Here is a 23,650-nt window from a genome sequence, read left to right as displayed (position 1 = left end):
TGTTGACCGGACGGGCCGCCGAAGGGGTTACGGCAGTTCGAAGCCGAGCGCCTTCGCGGCCTCCTCCGGTGTCGGCTGCGTCCACCGCTCCGCCATCGCCTGGTTCGAGGCCAGCGAGCGCAGTTCGGCGCGGTCGAGGTAGAGCACCCCGTCGAGATGGTCCGTCTCGTGCTGCACGATCCGTGCCGGCCAGCCGCTGAACACCTCGTCCAAGGCGCGCCCGTGCGCGTCCTCGCCCGTCAGCCTTACCTCCGCCGCCCGCGCCACGACCGCCTGCCAGCCAGGGACGCTCAGACAGCCCTCGAAGAACGCGGCGCGGGCGGGGCCGACGGGCTCGTACGAAGGATTGACCAGGACCCGGAAGGGCTGCGGGACCCGGCCGCGGGCCAGCCGTACCTCGTCCGGCACCGGCGCCGGGTCCTCGATCACCGCGATCCGCAGCGCCACGCCGACCTGGGGTGCGGCGAGGCCCACCCCTGGTGCCGTGTGCATCGTGACGCGCAGCGCCTCCACGAAACGAGCCAGCAGCGGGGCGTCCAGCTGGCCGTCGAAGCGCTCGGTGCCGCGGCGCAGCACCGGGTCGCCGGCCGAGACGATCGGCAGCGGGCCGCCCGTGGCGAGGAGTTCCTCGACCTGGTCGGCAAGAGACGCGTGGTCACGGGGAGTTGCCATCGGGCCAGCATGCCACGGCAGCCGACCACAGACGTCTCGGTGTGTGACGTACGCCACTCGTGCCTCCGGGAACTCGGTGCCGTTCCGGTCCGACTACTGGACCGCTACAGCCGCACACCCTCCCGTCCCCGTCCCCCGGAGAAGCCCGCCGATGTCCACCGCTCCCTCGACCTCCCCCAATCCCGGCTCCGCGCGATCGGGGGAACCCGCATCGGACGAGGCCCCCCAAGCCGACCCCGCCCCAGCTCCCTCACGCGGCCCCTGGGCCTCCCTGCGACCGCTCGTCCTGCGCCTCCACTTCTACGCCGGCGTGTTCGTCGCCCCGTTCCTGCTGATCGCCGCCGTCACCGGCTTCCTGTACGCCGGCGCGTTCCAGGCCGAGAAGCTCGTGTACGCCCACGAGATGACCGTCGCGAAGGTCGGTGACACCGAGCTACCGATCTCCGAGCAGGTGACGGCCGCTCGCAAGGCCCACCCCGAGGGCACCGTCTCCGCCGTCCGTCCGTCCCCGGAGGACGACGCCACCACCCGCGTATTGCTGTCCGGCGTCAACGGCGTGGACCCCGACCACACCCTCGCGGTCTTCGTCGACCCGTACACCGGCAAGGTGCGCGGCGCGCTCGAACAGTACGGCTCCACCGGCGCGTTGCCGCTGCGCACCTGGATCGACGAGTTCCACCGCGACCTGCACCTGGGCGACACCGGCCGGCTCTACAGCGAGTTCGCGGCGAGCTGGCTGTGGGTCATCGCGGGCGGCGGTCTGGTGCTGTGGTTCTCCCGCCGTCGCGCCCTGCGCAAGGTGCGCGGCACGAGCGGCCGGCGGCGCACGCTCGGCCTGCACGGCACCGTCGGCGTCTGGGCCGCCGCCGGCTTCATCTTCCTCTCGGCGACCGGCCTGACCTGGTCCACCTACGCCGGCGCCAACATCGACACGCTCCGCACCTCCCTCGGCCAGGCCACCCCGTCGGTCTCGTCCACGGCCGGCGGCGACCACGCGGGGCACGGCGCCGCCACTGCCTCCGGGGACGCCGAGCACGGCGTCGGCCTCGACAAGGTGCTGGCAGCGGCCCGCTCCGAGGGCCTCACCGACCCCGTGGAGATCGTGCCGCCCGCCGACGCGGAGTCCGCCTACGTCGTCAAGCAGGTGCAGCGCAGCTGGCCCGAGAAGCAGGACTCGGTCGCGGTCGACCCGGCCACCGGCGAGGTCACCGACACGCTGCGGTTCGCCGACTACCCGCTGCTGGCCAAGCTGACCCGCTGGGGCATCGACCTGCACACCGGCGTCCTCTTCGGCCTGGTCAACCAGCTCGCCCTGATGGCCCTCGCGCTCGCCCTGGTCCTGCTCATCGTCTGGGGCTACCGCATGTGGTGGCAGCGCGGCCACGGCTCCTCCTTCGGCCGCCCGATCCCGCGCGGCGCCTGGCAGCAGGTGCCGCCCCAGGTCCTGGTGCCGTGCGTCGCCGCCGTCGCCGTCCTCGGCTACTTCGTCCCGCTCCTCGGCATCCCGCTGGCCGGCTTCCTCCTCGCGGACGTCGTCCTCGGCGAGATCGCACACCGGCGGCGGAAGGACGCGGCCGAGACGACCGTCAAATAGCGGCAGGGGTACGGGACTTGGTGCCCCCCCGTACGCCGGAACGGCCGGGCCCGGTTCCTGTGCGGAACCGGGCCCGGCCATCCCTCGTGCCGTGCCGCTCAGACCTGTTCGAAGTCGCCCGCCAGCGCGGAGGCGATCCGCAGGTGCGAGGCCGCCTCCTCCTGCCGGCCCTGCCGCTGGAGCGTGCGGCCAAGCAGCAGCCGGGCGTAGTGCTCCACCGGGTCGCGCTCCACGAGGGTGCGCAACTCGCTCTCCGCGCGCCGCAGTTGGGCCGAGTGGTAGTAGGAGCGGGCCAGCAGCAGCCGCGGTCCGGTCTGCTCCGGCACTTCCTCGACCAGCCCGCCCAGCACGCGCGCGGCGGCGGCGTAGTCCTTGGCGGCGAAGAACATCTGGGCGCGCTCCCAGCGCTCCGCCGGTGTCCCGTGGTCGTAGTACGTCGTGTCCACTCGTGACCTCCTTCGGCGTACCACAACCGCGACAGATGGTTGAACATTCCACGAGTCGTGGGCGGTGGCTCAGGCAGACGCCGCGGCCAGCTCGGCGTTGGCCCGCTCGGCCACCAGGGCCAGGACGCGCCCCGCGGCTGCCAGGTCCTCCTCCGGGATGCCGCCCCAGACCCGCGCGGAGATCTTCGAGGACTCGGCGCTCACCGCGGCGTAGAACTCCCGCCCGGCGTCCGTGACCAGGACCCGGGACGCCTCGGCCGTGAGCAGCCCCTTGCCGATCAGCTCCTCGACGACCTGCTCCGCCTCGGCGGCGCCGGCCTTGAGCGAGCCGACGACCTGCGCGACGAGCTCCGCCCGCTCGACCGGAGCCTCGGCGACCACGGCGAGCCGGAGGGTGATCTGTTGCTGGAACGTCGCGCCGTGCCGGCCCAGGACGCTCTCCAGGGCGGCGCGGGCGGCGTAGTGGGCCAGACCGAGAGCGCGGGCGTCGGCCTTGGGTGCGGTGGTGGTCATGACTGCTCCTTCTCGCTGTCACGGGTGTCGACGCTGTCGACGTGGTCGATGGACGGATCAAGAGGTGCGTCGAGCAGGGTCGCCAGATCGGCGCTGAACTCCCGTGCGCGCGGACTGTCGAGGCCGCCGAGGGGCGCGAGCAGCTGCCGCAGCAGTCCCTGTACGACCTTGATCGCACGCCCGGTGACCTCGTGACCCTGCTCGGTGAGCGCCAGCTGCACGGCCCGCGGGTCCCGGGGGTCCCGGGTCCGCTCCAGCAGGCCGGACGTCTCCAGAGCGCGGGCCAGCTTGGACACGTACAGCGGCTCCAGGCCGGTGTGGTCGGCGAGGCGGCGCTGGCTGGGGCGCTCGCCGTCGCGGTGCATGCCGTGCAGCGAGGCCATCAGCGAGTACTGCGCGTGGGTGAGGCCGAGCGGAGCCACCGCGCGGTCCACGGCCACCCGCCACTTCATCGACAGCCGCCACACCAGGAACCCGGGCGTCGCCTTCTCGGAAACCTTGCTCGTGCCCTTGCTCACGGAACCCTTGCTCATGACGAATACAGTACATGGCTACTATGTACATGGCTACTATTTTTCGAACGGCATCGCGAACGGCATCGCGAACGGCATCGCGAACGGCATCGCGAACGGCATCGAGGAACGGCATCGAGTCGGGCCGAGTGACAGCGCGGTGACGGACTGACGGGACCGCCGCGGCGGGACTAGGTTGTCGCCATGAGCAATCTTGATCGCGAGGCGGTTCCCGCCCTGTGCGGTGGCCGTGGCTTCGTGGTGGCGGAGCCCGTACGTGAACTCCTCAGCCCTCGCCGCGTCAAGCTCGGCGAGTCGACCGAAGTCCGCCGGCTGCTGCCCAACCTGGGCCGCCGCATGGTCGGCGCCTGGTGCTTCGTGGATCACTACGGCCCCGACGACATCGCCGACGAGCCCGGCATGCAGGTCCCGCCGCACCCGCACATGGGCCTGCAGACGGTGAGCTGGCTGCACGAGGGCGAAGTGCTGCACCGCGACTCGACCGGCAGCCTCCAGACGATCCGACCCCGTGAACTGGGCCTCATGACCTCGGGCCGCGCCATCAGCCACTCCGAGGAGAGCCCCCGCCCGCACGCCCGCCTCCTGCACGGCGCCCAGCTGTGGGTCGCCCTCCCGGACGGGCACCGGCACACCGACCCGCGCTTCGAGCACCACGCCGACCTGCCGGTCGTCACGGCCCCCGGCCTCGCCGCCACGCTGATCCTGGGCGACCTGGACGGAGCGACCTCGCCCGGTACGACGTACACGCCGATCGTCGGTGCCGACCTCGCGCTCGCCGCCGGCGCGGACGTACGCCTGCCGCTGGAACCGGACTTCGAGTACGCCGTCCTTTCCATGTCCGGCGAGGCCCGTGTCGACGGCGTGCCCGTGCTGCCCGGCTCGATGCTCTACCTCGGCTGCGGCCGCACCGAACTCCCGCTGCGCGCCGAGTCGGACGCCGGCCTGATGCTCCTGGGCGGCGAGCCGTTCGAGGAGGAGCTGATCATGTTCTGGAACTGGATCGGCCGCACCCAGCAGGAGATCGTCCAGGCCCGCGAGGACTGGACGACGGGCACCCGCTTCGGCGAGGTGAAGGGGTACGACGGTGCTCCGCTGCCCGCCCCTGAGCTACCGCCGGTACCGCTCAAGCCGCGAGGGAGACTGCGCTGACCTGCTGAGATGCGCCAACGAGGTTGCCCGGGCCTGGGCTATGCGGGCATCCGACTCCGACGTTCGGTCTGTCGTTGGGGGGAAGCTTGCGGGTGGACTCCGATGTGCCTTGTGCTGTGTGGGTTGGTACTTGCCCTCTGACCAGTGCGGATACGAGGGCTTTGGGCCACGTGATGGGCGCTGGCCCGGGTGTGGTCCGGATCTTGACTGAGGCCGCCGGCCGGGGTGGTCTCCGGCGCAGTTCACCGGTAGCTCCGCCGCCAGACGTGACGGCAGCCACCGAGTGCCCGGGTTCAGGTGCCCGGGCGGACGCCGGGTGCGAAGCGGGCCAGGGCGACGGTCTCGACGGCCGCGATGATGTTGTACGCGAGTGCGGAGACCGCGGTGAGGACCGCGACCGAGGCCCACAGGTGGTCGTAGTCGAAGGTGGACGAGTCCTTGAGCATGGCGTAGCCGAGACCCTGGCCGGTGGAGAGCCACTCGGCGAGCATCGCGCCGATCAGGGCTCCGGGGACGCCCACCCGGGCGCTGGCGAAGAACGCCGGAACCGCGCTGGGCAGCATGACCTTGCGGGCGATCGTCCAGCCCCCGGCGCCGTACGCGCGGCACAGGTCGGCCGCCTGGCGGGAGGCGGAGCGCAGGCCGAAGGTCATGGTGACCAGGGCCGGGAAGAAGACGACCAGGCCGCTGATGACAGTCGTCGCCATCAGGCCGCGGCCGAAGACGAGGGTGATGAGAGGGGTCATCGCCACCAGCGGCACGGACCGCACGACGACCGCCAGCGGCAGCAGCGCCTGCTCGACGCTCCGCAGCAGGACGAAGACGACCGCCACCACGACCGCCGCCACCAGTCCGGCGACGAAGCCGAGGCCGGCGTCCAGCAGGGTGCGGCCCAGGCCCGAGGCGACCAGGGAGCGATGGGCACCCGCGTCCGCGCCCGTGAACAGGTAGTGGAAGATGTCGACCGGTGACTTGGCCACCAGCGGATCCAGGTCGTAGACCTGCAGGAAGACGATCCACAGGACGATGACGGCCGTCATCGTCACGACCACGTTCATGAGCGGGCGCAGTATGCCCGCCGCGATGCGCAACGTCGGGGCCGTTCCCGTCTCCGTCGCGGTGCTCATGCGCCTCCGCCTTCCACTGTCGTCGTGCGCGACCACGGCAGCGCGTAGCGGGCGACGATCCCGACCGCGCCGTACGCGACACCTGCCACCGCACCCGAGACCAGGGCGATGCCCCAGGTGCGGGGCACGTCGAGCTGTTGCTGCGCGATGGTCATGGCGATCCCGAGGCCGCTGTCGACGCGGCCGAGGTACTCGCCGATGATCGCGCCGAGCAGCGCCGCCGGACCGGCGATCTTGAGCGCGGCCAGCGTGCTGGGCAGCGCGGCCATCAGCCGGACCCGCAGCATCTGCTGCCAGCGGCCGCCGCCGTAGGCGCGGACGAGGTCGAGCGTGGCCGGGTCGGCCGAGCGCAGACCGAGCAACGCGCCGATGAGAGTGGTGAAGAAGACCGAGAGCCCGGCCATCGCCGACATCGGCTTGTCACCCTCCAGGACGAGGGACAGGATCGGGCCGATCGCCACGATCGGCAGGCAGTAGGAGGCCACCGCGATCTGCGTGATCACCCGCTCCAGCACGGGCACCAGCAGCACCAGCACCGCCAGGCCCAGCGCGAGCCCGTTGCCGACGAGATACCCGGTCAGGGCCTCGCCCACGGTCTGCGTGACGTGCGGGCTGTAGAAGGACCAGCCGTCGTCGAACACGCTCGCCACCACCGCCCAGGGGGTGGGCACGCCGTCCCCCGCGCCGACGAGCGTGGTGGACAGCAGCGACCACGCCCCGATCAGGGCCGCGACACCGACGGCCCCGCCGGTCCAGGCGGAGCGCCGCGCACTCATGACGCCTCCGCCACGGACTCGTCGGCGCCGGCGGGAGTGCCGATGTCGGCGGCCGGGTCGTTGCGGCCGAACAGGAGCTCCGACAACTGATCTGCGTACGCGTGGAATTCGGGCGAACGCATCATCTCCGGGGTGCGCGGCCGGGGCAGGTCGATGGTGACGACCTCCACGATCCGGCCGGGCCGGGGAGACATCACGGCGACGGTGTCGCTGAGCAGCACGGCCTCACTGATGGAGTGGGTGACCAGCAGGGTGGTCACCGCGCGGGCCTGCCAGATGCGCTGGAGTTCGAGGTTGAGCCGCTGACGGGTCATGTCGTCCAGCGCACCGAACGGCTCGTCCAGCAGCAGCACCTTGGGGTCGACGACCAGCGAGCGGGCGATGGCCACGCGCTGGCGCATACCACCGGAGAGCTGGGCGGGGCGGGCCTTCTCGAAGCCCTCCAGGCCGACCAGACGGATGAGGTCGGCAATCGCCGCCGGGTCGGCCTTGATACCGCTGATCTCCAGCGGCAGCCGGATGTTGGCGGCGACCGAGCGCCACGGCAGCAGGGCGGCGTCCTGGAAGGCTATGCCCAGGTGGTGCCGCTTGCGGGCCGCCTCCGGAGCCTCGCCGTGCACGAGCGCCGTACCGGCCGTCGGGCTGTCGAGCCCGGCGAGGATCCGCAGAACGGTCGACTTGCCGCAGCCCGACGGCCCGAGCAGCGAGAGGAACTGGCCCTCGGTCGTGTCCAGGTCGACCCCGGCCAGCGCGGGGACACTGCGTCGCCCGAGCCGGAACTCCTTGCTCAGCCCGCGCAGGGACAGTCCGGTGCCGATACCGGGCTGCCCACCGGGGTCGTCGGGGGCTTCGGGAACGGTGGCTGCGGTACTCATCAGACGGTGACCTCTGTGTGCGGGGAGGGGCGGTGCGGGAAGTGGCAAGGTGGTGCGCGGCGGGTACGGGTGAAGCCGGTACCGGCGGGCGGACGGGGCCCTGCCGGTACCGCCGGCGGCCTCAGATCAGGCTGGGGTCTTCCTTGTAGACCTCTTCGAGGATCGAGAGGTCGAAGAGCTTGTCGGCGGCGATGTCGAGGCCGCCGTACTTCAGCGTCGCGATGTTCTCCGCGATCAGCTTCGATGTGACCGTGAACAGACCGTTCTTCTTCGTGTCCGCGCTCACCAGCAGTTCGTTCTGGTCCTTGGACTCCAGGGTCTGTTCCTCCGTTGTCAGCCCGAGCCCCTTGCCGTACGTCTCGGCCGCGAGCTTCGCGCCGAGCGCCGGGTCGGCGATGCTCGCCTTCCAGCCCTTGATCTCCGCGCGCAGGAACGCCTTGAGCAGGTCACGCTGCTTGTCGATGGTGTCCTGGCGGACACAGTACGTCTCCGAGACCAGCGGGTAGCCGGTGTCGGCGAGCAGCATCGTCGAGACCTTGAACCCCTTCAGGCGCAGCGCGTTCGGCTCGTTGGTCACGAAGGAGAACCAGCCGTCGACGGTGCCCTGGGTCAGCGGCAGCGGGTCGAACTGCACCGGCACCTTCGTGATCTTCGACTCGTCCAGCCCGGTGGCCTTGAGATACGCCGCCCACACGGACTCGTTGCTCGCCTGGACGCCGATCTTCTTGCCGTACATGTCCTCCGGCTTGGTGATCGGCGCCTTGGTCATCGACATGATGCAGAACGGGTTCTTCTGGTACTGCGCACCGATGATCTTCAGCGGCGCACCCTTGGCGACGGCGGCGCCGGTGATGTCCGGGGCGCTGATCGCGACGAGCGCCTTCTTGGTGACGACGTCCGTCTCCATCGGCGTCGCGGACGGGCCGCCGCCGATCAGCGTGGCCTTCGAGAAGCCCTCGTCCGTGTAGTAGCCCTTGCTGTCCGCTATGTAACTCCCCGCGAACTCGACGTTCTTGATCCAGGACAGCCGCAGTGTCAGCTCACCGAAGCTCTTGGAACCGGACGCCGAGGACGAGGCCGAGGCCGACGAGTCGGAGTCGCCGCACGCGGCGAGCAACGGGCCGCCGAGCAGCACGGCACCCCCGAGCTGCAGTCCCCGTCTGAGGAAGAGTCGGCGGTCGGTGGCGGCGAACGCTCTGTCGTCACTGTTCGTGTTTCTGGGCATTGCGCGTTTCCTTTCACTGGCCGGGCGGGTCCCGGTCATGGCGGACATGAAGAACACCTATGCGGTGAAGAAGTGGCTCAGCCCGAGGTCGCGCAGCCCGCGACGGTAGGCGACGGAGCTACGGTCGGCGGGGATGTTGACTTCGAGTCTGGGATCGAGGGGGAGGTTCTCGGGCTTCTGGACCTCGACGACGGCGCGGTCCTCCTCGAACACCGTGCGGTTGAAGTCGTATACGGCCTGGACGGGCTGGTCGGTGTCGAAGTTGCGCGCGATGGGCGCGAACATGCGGGTTCGGCGGGCGGAGACCGGGGAGGCGGCGTTCATGATGTTGAGCAGTCCGCCGTCGGGGAAGTGCACGACGAGCGTGGCCGTGAAGGGCAGGTGCACGTCGAAGCGGCGCAGCCACTTGAAGCCGGGCGGGGCCTGCTTGGTGCCGTGCGGGTAGTTGCCGACGGTGCTCCAGTAGTCGACCGAGTGGCCGTACCGGTGGCGGACGGGGGTGTAGTCGGGGACCTCGGTGTTGTCGGGGTCGCCGAAGGAGTCGAGGTGGACGAAGCCGAAGTGGGCGACGTCGAGGAAGCCCTCGACCTGGCGGCCGGCGAAGGCGGCGATGTCGATCCAGGGGCAGTTGATCCGCTGGAAGCCTTCGTCGTCCCAGTGCGCCATGGCCGGGATCACCGGGTCCGCCTCGGCGGACGGCCGTAGACAGGTCCACACGAGGCCGTAGCGTTCGACGACCGGGTAGGTCCGCAGGTTCAGCCGGGAGGGGATCTTCGAGGCGGGGTGCGCCGGCACCTGCACGCACCGCCCGCCCGCTCCGAAGCGCAGTCCGTGATAGGCGCAGGTGATACCGCTTCCGTCGCCGCCGCCGAGGCTGAGCGGCACACCCCGGTGCGGGCAGATGTCGTGGGCCACGACCACGCTGCCGCCGACGCGGTAGGCCACCAGGGTCTCGTCGAGCAGGCGTACGGCGGTCGGCGCGTCGCCGATCTCACGGGACAGGGCGACCGGGTACCAGTGCCGGGCGAGGATCGCCCAGTCGTCCGGGTCGAAGGTGCAGTCCCGGGGCAGGGCGGGCCGGGGTGGAGCAGTGGTCATACGAAGGTCCTTCTGTGCAACGCGGCCGTGGCGGCTCGGCAGACACCCATGGGGCGCACATGCCAGGACGACGGCGTCTGGAGCGGCGGGTGGTGAAGTGTGCGGCGGCAAACCGGCCCGGAGAGAGCGACACCGCGCATCCGCGGGTCGGGGGACTCGCCGGCCACCGTCACCGGTGCGCGGTCAGGCGTGCGGGTTCCCGGAACCGGAACCCGGATGGGGACCGTGTGCCACGCGTCCGCGCGTCCAGGCCGACTGGTGGACACGGCACCGGAGGTCCATGCAGGATGCGCTGACGAGGCTCATCGTGTTTCCCTCCGTGCTCAGTGCCGACTTCCTCTCGCCGGACGACCAAGGCGAGCGTGACGCACGGAGATTGCTCAGCCATTCCGCATTTGTTACGTACGAATATTCCCTTGCTCGACTTGTCCTGCTTGTCCCGCATATTCGGCGGAGGAGCCATGACGGATCTGACCGACTTCATCTCGCGTCTGCCCAAGTGTGAGTTGCATGTGCACATCGAGGGCACGCTGGAACCGGAGCTGAAGTTCGCCCTCGCCGCCCGGAACAACGTCCCGCTGCCGTACGCCGACGCCGACGAGATGCGGGCCGGCTACGTGTTCCACGACCTGCCGTCGTTCCTCGCCTGCTACTACGAGGGCATGTCGGTCCTGCTGACCGAGGCCGACTTCTACGATCTGGCGTGGGCGTACCTGAGCAAGGCGAAGGAGCAGAACGTCCGGTACGCCGAGATCTTCTTCGACCCGCAGGCGCACACCTCCCGCGGCATCACCTTCGGCACGGTGATCCGTGGACTTCGCCGGGCGCTGATGGACGCGCGCCGGCTGCTCGACGTGCGGGCACAGCTCGTCATGTGCTTCATGCGGGACTTCTCCGCCGAGTACGCGATGGCCACGCTGATGGAGTCCCTTCCGTACCGGGAGTGGATCATCGGGGTCGGACTGGACTCGGACGAGCGCGGCAATCCGCCGGTCAAGTTCGCCGCCGTCTTCGCGCGGGCCCGGGCGGAGGGCTACCAGCTGACGATGCACTGCGACGTCGACCAGGAGAACTCCGTCGACCACATCCGCCAGTGCCTGGACGTCATCGGGGTGGACCGGATCGACCACGGCGTGAACTGCCTGGAGAGCGAGGACCTGCAGAACGAGATCAAAGCGCGCGGCCTGGGTCTGACGGTCTGCCCGGTCTCCAACAGCTATGTGCGCGGGACCGACGGGCTGGCCGTGGTCCGCAAGATGCTCGACGGTGGACTGCGGGTCACCGTCAGCTCCGACGACCCGGCCTACATGAACGGCTATGTCACCGAGAACCTGCTCGCGGTGCAGGCCACCACTCCGCTCAGCCCGGCGGAGCTCGTGCAGCTGCAGCGAAACGCGTTCGACGTCGCCTGGCTGCCCGACGCGGTCAAGGACACCTACCTCGCCGAACTGGCCGCCTACCGCACTCCCTAGGGGCACTCCCTAGGCGTGGGGAGGCCGGTGAGCAGCAGGGTGAGGGTGAAGTCGAAGCGGTCGTGGCCCTCACCCGCGGTGAGCTCGGCGGCGTGGCGGGTGGTGTGGGGGAAGGTCTCGGGTGGTGGCGCAGCAGTTCGTCGCGGTCGAGGACCCAGGCGTCGTCGTGGGTCGACCGCCTGTCACCCTCGAGGAGGTGCAGCGCAGTCTGCGCCGGGTCTCGGGCACCGACGTCACGGCCCTCTCCCGGCGCCTGTTCGCGGACATCCTCGGCGAGCAGGACGGTCAGCGGAGTTCACCTGGCCGAGCGGCTCGGTCCGCGTGCATGTCGGAGGCCCTGCGGGCATCACCGGGATCAGCGTCCACGGAGGGCCCGGGGAAGGAGTGACGGTCGGTTCGGCCCGGCTGGCGGTCACGTGACCGGCGCCGAGGGCCGGCCGGCCTTGCGGGGCGCAGGCCGGTGACCAGGCCGACGATCACTACGGTGATGCCCAGCCAGACCCACGGCCCCGGTACCCCGGCGCCCGACACGGCGCCGACGACCGCCGCGGCCAGTGGGGCGATCCCGGTGAGCAGCCCGGCCCGCCCGGCCCCCACGGAACGTACCGTCGAATACCACAGGACGAAGGCGACCGCCGTCACCATCACCGCCAGATAACCGAGCGCCGCCCAGTCGGACGCGGTCAACTCCCGTGCCGCAGAAGGCCCTTCGGAGGTCGCCCCGATGACGGCCAGCAGCGCTCCGCCCAGCCAGGTCGCGTGCACGGACACTCCCCACGGCCCGTGCCGACCCAGCACCGGCACCGCGAGCAGTGTGAACGCGGCCTCGCACCCCAGGGCCAGCGCCGCCCAGGCCACCCCGACAGCGTCCGTGCGGCCGGTTCCCTCCACCAGCACCGCGCCCGCCATGACGACGGGCGCCGCCAGCAGGACCTGCCGGCTCGGCCTGCGCCGCTCCAGCAGCGGGCCCACCACCCCGAGAACCAGCGGTACGCACGCCACCGCCACGGCGATCACCGCGGGTTCCGCATGGGCGACGCCGCGCACCACGGCCACGTTGAACAGCACCAGCCCGGTGACGGCGAGCCCGGTCAGCCACAGCCACTCCCGTCCGCGCGGCCACACCAGGCGCGCGCCGGCGATCCGGGCGATGACCACGAGCATCGCGGTCGCGGCCACGTACCGAGCGGCCTGGCCGGTGAAGAGCGGGGCGTCGACGAGGGCGTGCGAGACGGTGACGCTGCTGCCGACCAGCACCATCCCGACCATGCCGGGCAGGAGCTGGGCGAACGATGCGGAAGGTGTGTCCATGCCGTCCACCCTGCCCGCACAATGGACGCCATGGGCAGGTCCACAGAACCACCGGCGGAGGGGTCCAAAACCTCGCGCCCGGCAGCCGGTCCGGCCACGGCGGACAGCGCCTCGGCCGTCGGCTCCGACTTCCTCCAGCTCGACATCGGCCAGGCGCCCGCCGGCGGGCGTACCGCGTGGCTCGCCGAGCGGCTGCGGTCGGCCATCGCCGATGGCCGGCTGCCCGTCGGCACGCGGCTGCCCGCCAGCCGTGTGCTCGCCGAGGAACTGCGTGTCACCCGGGGCGTGGTCACCGAGGCGTACCGGCGGCTCGCCGAGTCCGGTCAGATCGCCGGTCGCGGCAGGCTCGGCACGGTGGTCGTGGCGGCACCGGCAGCACCCCGCGACCGGCCCCCCGAGGCACTGCCCGACCACGCCCCGGACGCCACCTCCGCACTCTTCCGCTCCACCGACCGCGAGGGTGTCGTCGACGCCCTCCGCGGCCTGCCCTGCCGCATCGACCTCTCCCCGGGCGTCCCCGACCTCGCCGCCTTCCCCCGCACCGCCTGGCTGCGCGCCGAACGCGCCGTCCTCGCGCGCGTCACCCCCGCCGACTTCGGCTACGGCGACCCCCGCGGCGCCTCTGCCCTCCGCCGCGCCGTCGTCGGCTGGCTGGCCCGCAACCGCGGCATCCGCGCCGACCCGGACGAGGTCGTGGTGGTCGCGGGCGTGGCGCAGGCGCTCGCACTGCTCGCGCAGCTCCTGCGGGCCGAGGGCATCCGCCGTGTCGCCGTCGAGGACCCCGGATCGCTGGGCGCGCGGCAGCAGTTGGAGTACGGCGGCCACACGATCGTCCCCGTCCCCGTGGACGCGGGCGGACTCGACGTCGGTGCGCTGCGCGCGAGCGGCGCCCGTGCGGTGCTGATGACGCCGGCCCACCAGTTCCCCACCGGTGTCGTCCTCGACGGGGAACGCCGCCGCGATCTGCTGGCCTGGGCGGCCGAGGGCGGGATGGTCTTCGAGGACGACTACGACGCCGAACACCGTTACGACCGGCCTCCGGTGCCGGCGCTGCGATCACTGCTGCCGGAGGGCGTCTGTTACGCGGGCAGTGTCTCCAAGCTGCTCGCACCCGCGCTCCGGGTGGGCTGGCTCCTCGTACCGCCGGACCGGCTGGACACCGTCGTGGCCGCCAAGCGCTACGCCGACCTCGGCAACGGCATCCTCACCCAGCTGGTCCTGGCCCGGCTGATGGACTCCGGCGATCTGGAACGGCATCTTCGCCATGTCCGCGGGCGCCACCGCCGACGCCGGGACGCGATGCTGCGGGCGATCGGCAAGCACCTGCCCGGCGCCCGCGTCCACGGGGCGGCGGCCGGCCTGCACCTCATGCTCACCTTCGACGACCGGGGGACCGGCTTCCGCGACACCGACCTCGCGGCGGCCGCCCTCGCCAAGGGCGTCAAGGTGCACCCCTTGTCCTGGCACCGGATCACCCCGGGCCGGCCGGGTCTCGTCCTCGGCTACGCGGCGGGCCCCGCCCACGAGATCGAGGAGGGCATCGCCCTTCTCGGCGAGGCTCTGCGCGGTTTCCCGCTGCCGGCCGGCGGCCCGGAGCATGATGTCTCATGGAAGCGAGGCCGCGAGGAGCAGTCATGACCACACCACTGGCGGAACAACGGATCCTGAACCGCGTCACCGACAAGCAGCAGCTCGGCCCCGACGCGCAGGTCGACGACAAGGCCCTGGTCTTCGTGCCGACCGACCCGGCGCTGACCGACCCGTTCCTCGCCCTGGTCGAGGACTGGTTCTCGACGCCCGGCTTCGAGTGGCATCCCCACCGCGGGCTGGAGACCGTCACCACCGTGCTCGACGGCGTCCTCGAACACGGCGACAACCTCGGTCACGCCGGTGCTCTGGAGCCCGGCGAGGTGCAGTGGATGACCGCCGGGAGCGGCATCATCCACCGCGAGCTGGCCTACCGCGACGAGCACGCTCATGTGCTGCAGATGTGGTTGAACCTCCCCGCCGGGAAGAAGATGACGCCCTCCCGCTACCAGGACCTCACGAAGCAGGCCATGGCCCGCGTGCAGGCGCCGGGTGTGCGCATCGACGTCCACGCCGGCACCGTCGACGGCGTCACCGGCACCGCCGACACCCATCACCCGGTGCAGGGCCTGGTCGCCACCCTCGACCCCGAGGCCTCGTACGACCTCCAAGTCCCCTCCGAACACCGTCTGTTCGCCTACGTGATGGACGGACGCGTCCTGGTCGGCGGCCGTGAACTCCGTGCGGGACAGACCGGCTGGTCCGACCCCGTCGCCGGGTCGGCGGACACCACCCTGCAACTCGCGGCCGCGGATCCCGACGAACCCGCCCGTGTGATGGTCTACAGCGGTGCACCCCTGCGTGAACCCGTCGCTCTGGGCGGCCCGTTCGTGATGAACACCAAGGTGGAGATCACCCAGGCGTTCACCGACTTCCACTCCGGCGCCTTCGGCCCGGTCCCGCGTCTGGCGCGGCTGGCCTACGACCGCTGACCGCCGCCAGCGGGACGTCCGCGAACCGCTCGGCTACTCTGACTCCGGAGGTGGCCAAGTGGCGGAAAACGCTGGGGAGTTGGCGGATTCGGGGGAGTCGGCCGAGTCCACGACCGTCGTGGTGATCGGCGCGGGCCCCGCCGGGCTCACCGTCGCCAACCTGCTGCGGCGCAGCGGGGTCGACTGTGTCGTCCTGGAGCGCCGGTCCCGCGAATACGTGACGCAGCGCCAGCGCGCCGGCATCGTCGAGACCCGTGCCGTGCGGATGTTCGAGGCCTGGGGGCTGGCCGACCGCGTCCTCGCCGGACCGCCGCACCAGGGCATCCTGGAGTTCCGGGTGGACGGCGAGAGCCACCTGGTCTCCGACAGCGACGGCACCGAAGGCCCCGGGGCTCGCCTCTGCCCCCAGCAGGTACTGGTCCAGAAGCTCACCGCCACCTACCTCGCCGACGGCGGCGACCTGCGCTTCGAGGCCCTCGACGTCTCCCTGCACGACCTGACCGGCGACCGGCCCACCGTCCGGTACCGCACCGCCGACGGCACCCGCCACGCCCTCACCTGCGCCTTCGTCGCCGGCTGCGACGGCGATCACGGCGTCAGCCGCACCGCCGTACCCGAAGGCGCCCTCACCGCGCACGCCTTCGACCACGGCATCGGCTGGCTCACCGTCCTCGCCGACGCCCCGCCCCCGGCCCACCCGCTCCTCGCCGTCAGCGCGCACGGTTTCGCCGCCCACTTCCCCCGCGGTCCGCACAGCAGCCGCTACTACCTCCAGTGCCAGCCCGACGACGACCCCGACGCCTGGCCCGACACCCGCGTCTGGGACGCCCTGCGCAGCCGCCTCGGCGACCCCGCCCTCGCCTCCGGCCCGATCACCGACCGCGAGATCTTCCGGCTCCGCAGCCTGGTCCACGAACCCATGCATCACGGCCGCCTGTTCCTCGTCGGGGACGCCGCGCACATCGTGTCCCCCATGGGCGGCAAGGGCATGAACCTGGCCCTCTACGACGCCGACCTCTTCGCCCGCGCCGTACGGGACTTCGTCGACGACCACGACGAGACCGGCCTGCGCGAGTACTCGCGGCGCTGCCTGCGGCGCGTCTGGAACGACCAGGAGTTCTCCCACTGGCTGACCCGGACCGTCCACGACGCCGGCGACGACACCCACTCCGGCCCCTTCCTCCGCAACCTGGCGCGCGCCCGCCTCGACCGGCTGTTCACCTCCCGGGCAGCCGCCGGCGCTTTCGCGGAACTCATGACGGGGCTGGATCCCGAGTCCCAGTCCGATTCCGTCGGTCCCTGATATCAAGAGGTCCGCATTCCGGGGCCGTTGGTGATCTTGGCCGGGGCCATTGTCAGTGGCGCGTCCTACTCTCGCCATATGACCTACAGCGTCTGGCACAGGGGCCTCGGAATCACGCTCGATCTGACCGAGGCTGATCTCGGCCACCCCGAATACCCACGGCTGCTCGACGAGATCTACGGCAATTACCAGCCGGATCTTCTGTACTGCCTGGAAGCCCATGAGGACGAGGGCTTCGTCTGCCCCGGCTTCATGGCGATCCGCAAGGTCAACGGCCGCCCGCACGCGATGCATGTGGCAAAAGGCGAGCGCCCCGAAACACCGGCCGAAAGCGATCTCCACAAGGCCCTCGGCGAATACACGGCCAAGGTCGCCACGGGAGAGGGATTCCGGGTGGGCCGGCCCGAGGGCGGAGATCCTGGAAAGGGCCGGGTGGATGTGACGGTCGAGGGCGCGGACGATCACCGGCTCGCCTACGAAATCCAACTCGCCGCGATAGCGGGCGGTTCCGTCGACGAGCGCACCCGACTCGCCCGCCAGGCCGGTCTCACCCCGCTGTGGCTCGTGAACAACGAGAACGCGATACCGATAGACCGCGCCCCCTGGGCCCGGCTGAACGTACAGAGCTGGCGTGACGTCACCGACCGGGCCGCGCTCCCGGTGCGCGGCGGGATCAAGCAACTGCACATGTCCCGCTGCGACTGGAGCAACCCCGTGCCCTGTCCGCAGCAGGGCGCGGGCCGCTGCGGCGGCAGGCACGCGCTGTGGGAGCCCGTACGCGGTCTCTATTACGACGACGTCATCCGACGCACGGCCACCGGCGAACTGGTCTCGCTGTACCTGCCCCACCCGGCGGCGGGCCGGCGCGGCTGGCACATGTGGGTCACCCCGACGGACAAGGAGGAGTTCCTCGAAGGCCGCCCCGAGCCTCTGCCCGGGGTGCCGACTCGGCGGCGTGCGAACGGCACGGAGGCCCGGGCGGACGTCTGGCAGGCGGGCCGCGAGGGCCTGGAGCCCGGCACTCCCGCCGAGCTCACCCGGGCCCGGGACGACGGACTGCCCATCGACGCCTCGCTGTGGCACAGCGAGCCCGGCGCGTCCGAGTTCTCCCGGCCCTTCACCGTCGGCGAGTTCGTCATACCCGGCGACCTCGTCGCCGCCCGCCGGACCTTCACCCGGGCGCTGGAGCACTGCGCCGACATCGTCTCGCGCCTGCCCAGCGGGGCCGAGATCGCGGCGGGCCGCGCCGAGATCACCGGCGAGCAGCGGGAGCGCCTGGCGGACGCGCGGGAGCGCTGCCGGCGGCTCGCCGAGGAGATGCACACCCACCCCTGGTGGGAGACGGTCGGAAACCGGCCTGCCGCACGGGAGGCGCTGACGTACGCGGCGACGCACGACACCATGATCTGAATCCGTCCCGGAGTTCATGACCGGAACCTGCTCTGGACTTTCAGTCCAACGGCTGGACGAGTAGTCTAGGCAGCATGGCTGCTGAGCACGCTCGTGACGCCGAGCGGGACGCGATCCTCGCCGCGCTGCGGCCCGTCGTCGACGGGATCGCGGCCACCTTCGGGCCGGTGTGCGAGGTGGTGCTGCACGACTACCGGCGGCCCGAGCAGTCGGTCGTCGCCGTCGCCGGGTCGGTCACCGGCCGGGCCGTGGGCGGGGCGATGAGCGAGATCGGCATGCGGGTCCTCGCGCGCGGCGACGACGTGGCCGACGAGCTGAACTACGTCACCCGCACCGGGACCGGCAAGCTGCTCAAGGCGTCGACCATGGTGCTGCGCGACTCCGGCGGAGCCGTCTTCGGTGCCCTGTGCGTCAACGTCGACGTCACCGCGGTCGGCGAGGCCCACGCCCTGCTCGGCGCCCTCGCCGGACTCGGGGCGGGCGCGGCCGAGGCCCCGCTCACCACCTTCGGCAATGACATCGACTCCGTCGTGGACGCCGTCCTCGACGCCCACCACCTCGGCGGGCACCGCGCCTGGGCCGGGCTCGACCGCGCCGAGCGCCTCGACCTGTTCCGCAGCCTTGACGAACACGGCGTCTTCGCCGTGCGCCGCGCCGTCGAACAGGTCGCCGGCCGCCTCGGCATCTCCCGCGCCTCCGCCTACAGCTATCTCTCCCAGGCCCGCGCCGACACCGACCGAACCCCCGCTGGAGGACACGCGTGACGACCACCGTCCCACCCGTCACCCTCGACGACGTCCGCGAGGCCGCCGCCCGGCTCAAGGGCGTCGCCCACCGCACCCCCGTACTGCGCTCCCGCACCCTCGACGCTCTCGTCGGCGCCGAGGTCCACCTGAAGTGCGAGAACTTCCAGCGGGTCGGTGCCTTCAAGTTCCGCGGCGCCTACAACGCCGCCTCCCGGCTCACCTCCGAGCAGCTCTCCCGCGGCATCGCCGCCTACTCGTCCGGCAACCACGCACAGGCCGTCGCCCTGGCCGCCCGGGAGCTCGGCACCTCCGCCGTCATCGTCATGCCGGAGGACGCCCCGGGCTCGAAGCGGGCCGCGACGGAGGGCTACGGCGCCGAGATCGTGACGTACGACCGCTACACGGAGGACCGCGTCGCCGTGGCCGAGGCCCTGGCCGCCGAGCGGGGGCTCGCGCTCATTCCGCCGTACGAGCATCCGCACGTCATGGCCGGGCAGGGCACCGCGGCCCTCGAACTGCTGGAGGAAGTGGGGGAGTTGGACGCCCTGGTCGTGCCCGTCGGCGGTGGTGGGCTGATCGCCGGGAGCGCCACGGCGGCCAAGGGGCTGCACCCGCGGATCCGGGTGATCGGCGTCGAGCCGGAGGCCGGGGACGACACCAAGCGGTCCCTGGAGGCGGGCCGGCGCGTCAGCATCCCCGTGCCGCACACCATCGCCGACGGACAGGCCCTGCACACGCCCGGCGAGCTGACGTTCTCCGTGAACCGGAGGCTCGTCGACGGGATCGCCCTGGTGTCCGACGACGAGATCCGTGCCGCGATGCGCTTCGCGTTCGAACGGCTGAAGATCGTCGTCGAGCCGAGCGGGGCGACCCCGCTGGCCGCTCTGCTCGCCGGGCGTGCGGGTTCTCTTCCGCGCCGGATCGGGATCATCGTCTCCGGCGGCAATGTGGACGCGGACCGCTTCGCCCGGCTGTGCGGCCGGGCGACGGGGTCATGACCAGAACTCGTTGCCGACGTCGATGTCCTCGACGCACTCGTCGAGGTCGGTGATCTTGTCGCCGACGATCCGGAAGACGATGCCGCCGGTCTCGTCGATGTGCTTGCCGTTCCGGTCGGCCGTGAACCGGTGCACAGAGACGGCGTGCCCTCGCCCGTCCACGAGGATCGAGCGCAGCTCGACCCGGAGCGTGCCGGCGGTCTCCTCGAAGAGCCGGCGGTACATGTCGAGCGCCGCGTCGACGCCCTTGAAGTCACCGGACAGCGGGTGGCTTCCCGGGACGTGATGCGTGGCGTCGCCGGTCATCAGCGAGCGCAGGGTGTCCATGTCACCGCGTGAGAAGGCTTCGTAGCCCTTGCGGACGAGCTGTGCGTGCGGGTGTTCAGCCACGATGATCGCCACCTTTCCAGTGCTTCGGCGATGTGCGGCCTCGCGCCCATTCTCCGCTCGTTCGGCCGGATTGTCCGCCGGTTGCCGGAATGCGCATTCCTTCGGATGGCGGCACCGGCTGGACGGGCGGACGATGGTGTGGTGGGCGGGGCTCGCAATGGAGGGAGCCGTCATGATCGAGATCAAGGCTGTCGAGAAGCCGGACGAGCGGCGCGACTTCCCGCGCGGTCACCTCGAAGCGGTCCATATGAGCGGACTGGACTTCGCCGTGGGGACGTTCGAGCCGGGCTGGCGCTGGTCGGAGTCCGTGGGGCCCATCGCCGGTACGGAAAGCTGCCAGGTGCACCACAACGGGTACTGCGTCTCGGGCCGCATGCGGGTACGCATGGACGACGGCGCCGAGCAGGAGGTCGGACCGGGCGATGTGTTCGTCATAACCCCGGGGCACGACGCCTGGGTGGTCAGCGACGAACCGTGCGTCGTGTACGACTTCGCGGGCGGCATGGCGACGGACTACGCGAAGGCGCAGGGCTGACGGCCAGGAGTCAGACCGGCAGCAGGCGGGCGACTAGCTCGCTCAGCTGCCGGGCGTTGCGGCACTCGTGCATGCCGGCCACGTCGGCGTACTCGGGTGCCGCGGAGTCACCGGTGCCCCACTGGGCGCGCGGCTCCGGGTTCAACCAGTAGAAGCGGCGGGCCCGTTCGGCGATCTGCCGGACGGCCGCGAGGTTCGGGTCGCTCATGTTCGTACGCGCGTCGCCGAGCACGAACACGGTCGTGCGCGGGCCCACCGCGTCGCCGTAGCGCTCCGCGAACTCGCCCAGGGCGACGCCGTAGTCGCTGCTGCCGTGCCAGCCGGTGAGCGTCGCCTCCGCGCGGATGCGGGCGCCGAGGCCCTCCGCGTCGGCCGCGCCGTGCTCCAGCAGTCCGGTCACCTCGTCGATCCGGTTGACGAAGGCGAACACCCGCACCTTGCTGAACTGGTCGTGCAGCGCCTGCACCAGCAGCATCGTGAAGTCCGAGAAACCGGACACCGAGCCCGACACATCGCAGAGCAGGACCAGTTCGGGGCGCGCGGGACGGCGCCTGCGCAGCACCGGCTTCATCGGCACCCCGCCCGTCGACAGCGAGCCGCGCAGCGTCCGGCGCAGATCGATGCTGCCCCGCGCGGCCTTACGGCGACGCGCCGCGAGCCGGGTCGCCAGCTTGCGGGCCAACGGCTGAACCGTCCTGCGCAGCTCGTCGAGTTGAAGCTTCCCGGCGTACAGGAAGTCGAGCCGATCGGGGGTCGTCGCGACCGCGCGCCGGGCGAGCATGTCCCGTTCGCGCCGCTCGGCGACCCGCCGCCGCGCCTCGATCGCCACCTGCCGGCGGAACACGTCGATCCGCCGCCGGATCTCGTCCTCCAGCAGCCGGTCGGTGAACCCCGAAGCCCCGTTGCGCGCCCGGACGCTGTCGCGCACCCGGGCGAACAGCGTCTGGGGACGCAGCTGTTCGAGCGTCTGGTACGACGACCAGCCCGCCGTCTCCGGCGAGGAGCCGTAGCCGCCGAAGCCGTCGACCGCCTCCGCCGCCAGCTGCCCCATCAGCATGATGTCGCCCGCCGCCAGCGCCGCCGCGAGCCGCTCGCGCAGGTCCTCGCGGCTCCCGGGCTGCGACTCGGGCCCGCCGATCGCGCTCGGGAAGTAGAGGTCGAAGACCGGGTCGAAGACCTGCCGCTGGGACGGCCCGTGCAGCAGCGTCGCGGCCAGCCCCTCCCGCAGCAGCTCCCGGTCCGCCAGGCCCAGCGCCGCCACCGCCTCGGCCGCGTCCACGGTCTCGCCCGTACCGATCCGCATGCCGTGCGCACGCAGCGCCCCGACCAGCGAGGTCAGCCGGTCGGCGACGCCGGACGCGGTCACACCGCGTCCAGGTCGAGCTTGGCCGCCGCCTTCTGGATGTCGTCCTGGTGCTTGAGGAGAACGCCCAGGGTGTCGCGTACGACGGTCTCGTCGAGGGTGCCGGCGCCGAGCGCGAGCAGCGTGCGCGCCCAGTCGATCGTCTCGGCGACCGACGGCACCTTGCGCAGGTCCATGGCCCGCAGCGCGCCGACCACCCGGACCACCGACGCGGCGAGCGCCTCGTCGAGCCCCGGCACCTTCAGCCGTACGATCCGGCGCTCCAACTCCTCGTCCGGGAAGCCGATGTGGAGGAAAAGGCAGCGGCGGCGCAGGGCCTCGGACAGCTCGCGGCTCGCGTTCGACGTCAGCACCACGAAGGGGCGGCGGGTCGCGGCGATCGTGCCCAGCTCGGGCACCGTGACCTGGAAGTCGCTGAGCACCTCCAGGAGCAGGCCCTCGACCTCGACGTCCGCCTTGTCGGTCTCGTCGATCAGCAGCACCTTGGGGTCGTCGCCGCGGATCGCCGTGAGCAGCGGGCGGGAGAGCAGGAACTCCTCGCTGAAGATGTCGGTGCGCGTCTCGTCCCAGGTCTCGTCGCGGCCGGCGCTGATGCGCAGCAACTGCTTGGCGTGGTTCCACTCGTACAGCGCCCGGGACTCGTCCACGCCCTCGTAGCACTGGAGCCGCACCAGACGGGCCTGCGCCACCTCGGCCACGGCCTTGGCGAGCTCCGTCTTGCCGACCCCGGCGGGCCCCTCGACCAGCAGCGGCTTGCCCAGGCGGCCGGCGAGGAAGACGGTCGTGGCGACCGCGGGCGAGGCGAGATAGCCGGTCGCCGCGAGACGCGCGGAAACGTCGTCGACGGATGTGAACAACGGGGCCTCCCGGTCGGCGGCGATACCTGGCTCACTATCTAAGCGCTTGTTCACCCCCTTTGTCACGAGGAATCCGCTGCTCCCACCGGTAGACCGATCGGTTTCCGATGCCGCTGCCGCGGAGGTACCCTCGCCGTATGACCACGACAGACAAGGCGTCCACCAGGGACCGGCTGCTCGACGCGGCGGCCGAGCTCTTCTACCGCGACGGCGTGTCCATCGGCGTCGAGGCGCTGTGCCGGACCGCCGGAGTCTCGAAACGGTCGATGTACCAGCTCTTCGCGAGCAAGGACGAGGTCCTCGCGGCCAGCCTGGAGCGGCGCGCGCCCGGATACGCGGCACAGCTCACGCCCGGACCGCAGGACGCCGGCACTCCGCGCGAACGCATCCTGTACGTGTTCGAACAGGCGGAGCAGCTCTCGACCGCACCCGACTACCAGGGCTGCCCCTACCTGGCCGCGCTGGTCGAGCTGAAGAACCCCGAGCACCCGGCGAGCCTGGTGGCCCGCGAGGCCAAGGGGCGACTGCAGGAGGGCTTCCGTGCACAGGCGGAGCTCGGCGGCGCCCGGGATCCCGAACTCCTGGCCCGCCAGCTGATGCTTGTCTTCGACGGCGCCAGCGCCCGCGCCGGCGCCCGCATCGAAACGCTGGACGGACTCACCACGGCGACGGTGACGACGCTGTTGGACGCGGCGGGCGTGCAGTAGGGGAGCGCGGCGACAGCGACACCCCGGACGG

At 71.5% G+C, this 23,650-nt stretch carries 25 protein-coding genes and 1 pseudogene; 12 read left to right on the top strand and 14 right to left on the bottom strand.

Annotated features, from left to right (window positions below; all coding sequences use genetic code 11):
* Positions 1-27: 27 nt before the first annotated feature.
* Positions 28-672 carry a peptide deformylase gene (locus ABZ848_RS08680; RefSeq protein WP_360827472.1) on the bottom strand — a complete coding sequence of 215 codons (645 nt, stop codon included), beginning with the start codon at positions 670-672 and terminating at the stop codon, positions 28-30.
* Between the two features lie 151 nt (positions 673-823).
* Between ABZ848_RS08680 and ABZ848_RS08675 the strand changes: the two genes are divergently transcribed.
* The gene (locus tag ABZ848_RS08675; RefSeq protein ID WP_360827469.1) at positions 824-2,266 is read left to right on the top strand and encodes a PepSY domain-containing protein; all 1,443 of its coding nucleotides are present in this window, start codon (positions 824-826) and stop codon (positions 2,264-2,266) included.
* A 98-nt stretch (positions 2,267-2,364) separates the two neighbouring features.
* Here ABZ848_RS08675 and ABZ848_RS08670 read toward each other — a convergent pair whose 3' ends face one another.
* From ABZ848_RS08670 to ABZ848_RS08660, 3 genes are all read right to left on the bottom strand, one after another.
* A complete protein-coding gene (locus tag ABZ848_RS08670) occupies positions 2,365-2,712 on the bottom strand; it encodes a tetratricopeptide repeat protein (RefSeq protein WP_360827466.1) in 348 nt (115 codons plus the stop codon).
* Positions 2,713-2,781: 69 nt separating this feature from the next.
* Positions 2,782-3,225 (bottom strand): MarR family transcriptional regulator, encoded by a 444-nt coding sequence (locus tag ABZ848_RS08665; RefSeq protein WP_360827463.1) that lies wholly within the window; start codon positions 3,223-3,225, stop codon positions 2,782-2,784.
* Positions 3,222-3,758, bottom strand: a complete 537-nt coding sequence (locus ABZ848_RS08660; RefSeq protein WP_360827460.1) for a MarR family transcriptional regulator — start codon at positions 3,756-3,758, stop codon at positions 3,222-3,224. Before ABZ848_RS08660 ends, ABZ848_RS08665 begins: the two co-directional genes overlap by 4 nt.
* Between ABZ848_RS08660 and ABZ848_RS08655 the strand changes: the two genes are divergently transcribed.
* Together ABZ848_RS08655 and ABZ848_RS08650 are read left to right on the top strand one after the other, a co-directional pair.
* A complete protein-coding gene (locus ABZ848_RS08655) occupies positions 3,757-3,909 on the top strand; it encodes a hypothetical protein (protein WP_360827457.1) in 153 nt (50 codons plus the stop codon). The genes ABZ848_RS08660 and ABZ848_RS08655 overlap by 2 nt on opposite strands.
* Before the next feature lie 32 nt (positions 3,910-3,941).
* Entirely contained in the window at positions 3,942-4,907 is a 966-nt protein-coding gene (locus ABZ848_RS08650) for a pirin family protein (RefSeq protein ID WP_360827454.1), read from the top strand.
* 293 nt (positions 4,908-5,200) lie between these two features.
* On the opposite strand, the gene ABZ848_RS08645 is transcribed toward ABZ848_RS08650, so the two are convergent.
* The 5 genes from ABZ848_RS08645 to ABZ848_RS08625 all read right to left on the bottom strand — a co-directional run bounded on the left by ABZ848_RS08645 (position 5,201) and on the right by ABZ848_RS08625 (position 10,008).
* Positions 5,201-6,034, bottom strand: a complete 834-nt coding sequence (locus ABZ848_RS08645) for an ABC transporter permease subunit (RefSeq protein WP_360827451.1) — start codon at positions 6,032-6,034, stop codon at positions 5,201-5,203.
* The gene (locus ABZ848_RS08640; protein ID WP_360827448.1) at positions 6,031-6,810 is read right to left on the bottom strand and encodes an ABC transporter permease subunit; all 780 of its coding nucleotides are present in this window, start codon (positions 6,808-6,810) and stop codon (positions 6,031-6,033) included. Before ABZ848_RS08640 ends, ABZ848_RS08645 begins: the two co-directional genes overlap by 4 nt.
* Entirely contained in the window at positions 6,807-7,685 is an 879-nt protein-coding gene (locus tag ABZ848_RS08635) for an ABC transporter ATP-binding protein (protein WP_360827445.1), read from the bottom strand. Before ABZ848_RS08635 ends, ABZ848_RS08640 begins: the two co-directional genes overlap by 4 nt.
* A 121-nt stretch (positions 7,686-7,806) precedes the next feature.
* On the bottom strand, positions 7,807-8,910 hold the full coding sequence (locus ABZ848_RS08630) for an ABC transporter substrate-binding protein (RefSeq protein ID WP_360827442.1): 1,104 nt from the start codon (positions 8,908-8,910) through the stop codon (positions 7,807-7,809).
* Positions 8,911-8,967: 57 nt separating this feature from the next.
* Positions 8,968-10,008: an aromatic ring-hydroxylating dioxygenase subunit alpha gene (locus tag ABZ848_RS08625; protein ID WP_360827439.1), complete on the bottom strand. Its 1,041-nt coding sequence runs from the start codon at positions 10,006-10,008 to the stop codon at positions 8,968-8,970.
* 461 nt (positions 10,009-10,469) lie between these two features.
* Between ABZ848_RS08625 and add the strand changes: the two genes are divergently transcribed.
* Positions 10,470-11,480: an adenosine deaminase gene (add, locus tag ABZ848_RS08620; protein WP_360827436.1), complete on the top strand. Its 1,011-nt coding sequence runs from the start codon at positions 10,470-10,472 to the stop codon at positions 11,478-11,480.
* Here the strand turns inward: add and ABZ848_RS08615 are convergent.
* Positions 11,477-11,661 (bottom strand): annotated as a pseudogene (locus tag ABZ848_RS08615) (TetR/AcrR family transcriptional regulator); the annotation flags it as partial. The gene add and the pseudogene ABZ848_RS08615 sit on opposite strands and share 4 nt — an antisense overlap.
* A gap of 104 nt (positions 11,662-11,765) precedes the next feature.
* The gene (locus ABZ848_RS08610; RefSeq protein ID WP_360827433.1) at positions 11,766-12,791 is read right to left on the bottom strand and encodes an EamA family transporter; all 1,026 of its coding nucleotides are present in this window, start codon (positions 12,789-12,791) and stop codon (positions 11,766-11,768) included.
* A 21-nt stretch (positions 12,792-12,812) separates the two neighbouring features.
* On the opposite strand from ABZ848_RS08610, the gene ABZ848_RS08605 reads away from it, so the two are divergent.
* The 6 genes from ABZ848_RS08605 to ABZ848_RS08580 all read left to right on the top strand — a co-directional run bounded on the left by ABZ848_RS08605 (position 12,813) and on the right by ABZ848_RS08580 (position 19,767).
* The gene (locus ABZ848_RS08605; protein WP_360827430.1) at positions 12,813-14,429 is read left to right on the top strand and encodes a PLP-dependent aminotransferase family protein; all 1,617 of its coding nucleotides are present in this window, start codon (positions 12,813-12,815) and stop codon (positions 14,427-14,429) included.
* A complete protein-coding gene (locus tag ABZ848_RS08600; RefSeq protein WP_360827427.1) occupies positions 14,426-15,310 on the top strand; it encodes a pirin family protein in 885 nt (294 codons plus the stop codon). Before ABZ848_RS08605 ends, ABZ848_RS08600 begins: the two co-directional genes overlap by 4 nt.
* A 58-nt stretch (positions 15,311-15,368) precedes the next feature.
* Complete coding sequence (locus ABZ848_RS08595) at positions 15,369-16,613, top strand: 4-hydroxybenzoate 3-monooxygenase (protein WP_360827424.1); 1,245 nt, start codon at positions 15,369-15,371, stop codon at positions 16,611-16,613.
* Between the two features lie 78 nt (positions 16,614-16,691).
* Positions 16,692-18,023: a hypothetical protein gene (locus tag ABZ848_RS08590; RefSeq protein ID WP_360827421.1), complete on the top strand. Its 1,332-nt coding sequence runs from the start codon at positions 16,692-16,694 to the stop codon at positions 18,021-18,023.
* A gap of 74 nt (positions 18,024-18,097) precedes the next feature.
* Positions 18,098-18,787, top strand: a complete 690-nt coding sequence (locus tag ABZ848_RS08585; RefSeq protein ID WP_360827417.1) for a helix-turn-helix transcriptional regulator — start codon at positions 18,098-18,100, stop codon at positions 18,785-18,787.
* Positions 18,784-19,767 (top strand): threo-3-hydroxy-L-aspartate ammonia-lyase, encoded by a 984-nt coding sequence (locus ABZ848_RS08580; RefSeq protein WP_360827414.1) that lies wholly within the window; start codon positions 18,784-18,786, stop codon positions 19,765-19,767. The genes ABZ848_RS08585 and ABZ848_RS08580 overlap by 4 nt, the downstream gene beginning before the upstream one ends.
* Here the strand turns inward: ABZ848_RS08580 and ABZ848_RS08575 are convergent.
* The gene (locus ABZ848_RS08575; protein WP_360827411.1) at positions 19,762-20,157 is read right to left on the bottom strand and encodes a nuclear transport factor 2 family protein; all 396 of its coding nucleotides are present in this window, start codon (positions 20,155-20,157) and stop codon (positions 19,762-19,764) included. The two genes, ABZ848_RS08580 and ABZ848_RS08575, sit on opposite strands and share 6 nt — an antisense overlap.
* A gap of 172 nt (positions 20,158-20,329) precedes the next feature.
* On the opposite strand from ABZ848_RS08575, the gene ABZ848_RS08570 reads away from it, so the two are divergent.
* Positions 20,330-20,692 (top strand): cupin domain-containing protein, encoded by a 363-nt coding sequence (locus tag ABZ848_RS08570; protein ID WP_360827408.1) that lies wholly within the window; start codon positions 20,330-20,332, stop codon positions 20,690-20,692.
* A 10-nt stretch (positions 20,693-20,702) separates the two neighbouring features.
* On the opposite strand, the gene ABZ848_RS08565 is transcribed toward ABZ848_RS08570, so the two are convergent.
* Positions 20,703-21,995: a VWA domain-containing protein gene (locus ABZ848_RS08565; protein WP_360828614.1), complete on the bottom strand. Its 1,293-nt coding sequence runs from the start codon at positions 21,993-21,995 to the stop codon at positions 20,703-20,705.
* Positions 21,996-22,054: 59 nt separating this feature from the next.
* Positions 22,055-22,912, bottom strand: a complete 858-nt coding sequence (locus ABZ848_RS08560; protein ID WP_360827406.1) for a MoxR family ATPase — start codon at positions 22,910-22,912, stop codon at positions 22,055-22,057.
* 137 nt (positions 22,913-23,049) lie between these two features.
* Between ABZ848_RS08560 and ABZ848_RS08555 the strand changes: the two genes are divergently transcribed.
* Entirely contained in the window at positions 23,050-23,619 is a 570-nt protein-coding gene (locus ABZ848_RS08555) for a TetR/AcrR family transcriptional regulator (RefSeq protein ID WP_360827403.1), read from the top strand.
* Positions 23,620-23,650 lie beyond the last annotated feature (31 nt).

This window comes from Streptomyces sp. NPDC047081, from assembly GCF_040643775.1.
GTDB lineage: Bacteria > Actinomycetota > Actinomycetes > Streptomycetales > Streptomycetaceae > Streptomyces.
Note: the sequence above shows the minus strand (reverse complement) of the source record. Positions and strands in the feature narration are given on the sequence as shown.

Bases quoted from the DNA above. Each gene is read 5' to 3' on its own strand.
- ABZ848_RS08640 (WP_360827448.1), bottom strand. From the start codon at position 6,810: ATGAGTGCGCGGCGCTCCGCCTGGACCGGCGGGGCCGTCGGTGTCGCG.
- ABZ848_RS08610 (WP_360827433.1), bottom strand. From the start codon at position 12,791: ATGGACACACCTTCCGCATCGTTCGCCCAGCTCCTGCCCGGCATGGTC.
- ABZ848_RS08600 (WP_360827427.1), top strand. From the start codon at position 14,426: ATGACCACACCACTGGCGGAACAACGGATCCTGAACCGCGTCACCGAC.
- add (WP_360827436.1), top strand. From the start codon at position 10,470: ATGACGGATCTGACCGACTTCATCTCGCGTCTGCCCAAGTGTGAGTTG.
- ABZ848_RS08585 (WP_360827417.1), top strand. From the start codon at position 18,098: ATGGCTGCTGAGCACGCTCGTGACGCCGAGCGGGACGCGATCCTCGCC.
- ABZ848_RS08680 (WP_360827472.1), bottom strand. From the start codon at position 672: ATGGCAACTCCCCGTGACCACGCGTCTCTTGCCGACCAGGTCGAGGAA.
- ABZ848_RS08650 (WP_360827454.1), top strand. From the start codon at position 3,942: ATGAGCAATCTTGATCGCGAGGCGGTTCCCGCCCTGTGCGGTGGCCGT.
- ABZ848_RS08660 (WP_360827460.1), bottom strand. From the start codon at position 3,758: ATGAGCAAGGGTTCCGTGAGCAAGGGCACGAGCAAGGTTTCCGAGAAG.
- ABZ848_RS08675 (WP_360827469.1), top strand. From the start codon at position 824: ATGTCCACCGCTCCCTCGACCTCCCCCAATCCCGGCTCCGCGCGATCG.
- ABZ848_RS08635 (WP_360827445.1), bottom strand. From the start codon at position 7,685: ATGAGTACCGCAGCCACCGTTCCCGAAGCCCCCGACGACCCCGGTGGG.
- ABZ848_RS08590 (WP_360827421.1), top strand. From the start codon at position 16,692: ATGACCTACAGCGTCTGGCACAGGGGCCTCGGAATCACGCTCGATCTG.
- ABZ848_RS08665 (WP_360827463.1), bottom strand. From the start codon at position 3,225: ATGACCACCACCGCACCCAAGGCCGACGCCCGCGCTCTCGGTCTGGCC.
- ABZ848_RS08605 (WP_360827430.1), top strand. From the start codon at position 12,813: ATGGACGCCATGGGCAGGTCCACAGAACCACCGGCGGAGGGGTCCAAA.
- ABZ848_RS08565 (WP_360828614.1), bottom strand. From the start codon at position 21,995: ATGCGGATCGGTACGGGCGAGACCGTGGACGCGGCCGAGGCGGTGGCG.
- ABZ848_RS08630 (WP_360827442.1), bottom strand. From the start codon at position 8,910: ATGCCCAGAAACACGAACAGTGACGACAGAGCGTTCGCCGCCACCGAC.
- ABZ848_RS08570 (WP_360827408.1), top strand. From the start codon at position 20,330: ATGATCGAGATCAAGGCTGTCGAGAAGCCGGACGAGCGGCGCGACTTC.
- ABZ848_RS08555 (WP_360827403.1), top strand. From the start codon at position 23,050: ATGACCACGACAGACAAGGCGTCCACCAGGGACCGGCTGCTCGACGCG.
- ABZ848_RS08645 (WP_360827451.1), bottom strand. From the start codon at position 6,034: ATGAGCACCGCGACGGAGACGGGAACGGCCCCGACGTTGCGCATCGCG.
- ABZ848_RS08655 (WP_360827457.1), top strand. From the start codon at position 3,757: ATGACGAATACAGTACATGGCTACTATGTACATGGCTACTATTTTTCG.
- ABZ848_RS08625 (WP_360827439.1), bottom strand. From the start codon at position 10,008: ATGACCACTGCTCCACCCCGGCCCGCCCTGCCCCGGGACTGCACCTTC.